The 1,346-nt window shown below is 35.1% G+C and carries 3 protein-coding genes; all 3 read left to right on the forward strand.

The genetic code is table 11. From position 1 onward, the window contains the following. A partial coding sequence (locus AC1DRF_RS27985) for a M42 family metallopeptidase (protein ID WP_477742309.1) occupies positions 1-749 on the forward strand: 749 nt, incomplete at its 5' end. 28 nt (positions 750-777) lie between these two features. Beyond that, entirely contained in the window at positions 778-906 is a 129-nt protein-coding gene (locus tag AC1DRF_RS27990) for a hypothetical protein (protein WP_427076410.1), read from the forward strand. A 193-nt stretch (positions 907-1,099) separates the two neighbouring features. Then, positions 1,100-1,258: a hypothetical protein gene (locus AC1DRF_RS27995; RefSeq protein ID WP_013057318.1), complete on the forward strand. Its 159-nt coding sequence runs from the start codon at positions 1,100-1,102 to the stop codon at positions 1,256-1,258. Positions 1,259-1,346: the final 88 nt, after the last annotated feature.

The following is a 1,346-nucleotide window of genomic DNA, read 5'->3' on the forward strand; positions in this document are numbered from 1 at the left end:
GAGAATATTGTGAAATTGAAACTTCATCAGGAGAAGTATTTACAGGAACCATCCTTATGCATCAAACATCTGTTCATGTGTATAAAGATGCAGGGAAAGCTGAGCGAAATCAAGAAAATATAGAAATTCGATTGGATGAAAAAGTACATAGCGCAGAAGATGTTCGCAGCCTTGGAATTGAAGTAGGCGACTTTGTTTCGTTTGATCCTCGTGTAGAAATAACAAAAAGCGGTTTTATTAAATCTCGTCATCTCGATGATAAAGCAAGCGTAGCTTTATTGCTTCAGCTCATAAAAACAATTCAAGAAGAACAGATCGAACTGCCATACACTACGCATTTTCTTATTTCAAATAATGAAGAAATTGGATACGGAGGGAATTCGAACATTACGCCTCAAACAGTAGAATACTTAGCGGTTGATATGGGTGCTATGGGAGATGGACAATCTACCGATGAATACACCGTGTCTATTTGTGTAAAAGATTCAAGCGGCCCATATCATTACGGTTTGAGAAAGCATTTGGTGGAGCTAGCTAAGCAGCATGATATTCAGTACAAATTAGATATTTATCCGTTTTACGGATCAGATGCTTCTGCTGCTATTCGTGCCGGACACGATATCGTACACGGCTTAATTGGTCCAGGAATTGATTCTTCTCATGCGTTTGAGAGAACGCATCAAGATTCATTAAACCATACGTATAAGCTTCTTTATCACTATGTGCAATCGAACATGGTTCTGCTTTAAGAAAGCAATATTTAATTAGTGTATTTTTATGCAAAATAAAGAGCAGGACGTGATTGTGATGTCTGTACTTTCCTTTCCTAAAAAAGAAGCCGGCTGTCCGGCTTCTTTTTTTAATAAATACTATATATTTTTTACTGGTGAAGCAACAGTTGATTAAAAAAGCACCTTTTTAAAGAGGTATAATATTGCTTAAACCTTTTGTACATTTTGTTCATTTACAGAAGTTAAAATGTTTTTAAATTTTTAAAAGTTTCTTGTGACAAGTTTTGTAGAATGGGTTTTCAAAAGGAAATGGTTTCGGCATAATGTGGATATGGCGATCACTACAATAATCGGAGGCGAATCTTTTCATGTGGGTACTGACGGTATATGCTGGAAAAGAAATGAAAATGTTTGAATTTGAAACTGAAAAGCAGGCGAGAGAAGCTTTTGCCAAAACAAATGGCTGTAAAGTTCTTTCAGAAGTGGTGTATTATAATGATCCTCATTTAACATTAGTAGCTATATAATGAAAAAACAAGAGCTGGCTTTATGCTCTTGTTTTTTTATAGATGCTTGTATCTTCCGAAAAGAATAGAGTTGAAATAAAAAAAAATG

It is taken from the genome of Priestia sp. P5_B4, from assembly GCF_056400385.1.

Excerpts from the sequence above, each read along its gene's own strand:
- AC1DRF_RS27990 (WP_427076410.1), top strand. The coding sequence starts at position 778 with ATGCAAAATAAAGAGCAGGACGTGATTGTGATGTCTGTACTTTCCTTT.
- AC1DRF_RS27995 (WP_013057318.1), top strand. The coding sequence starts at position 1,100 with ATGTGGGTACTGACGGTATATGCTGGAAAAGAAATGAAAATGTTTGAA.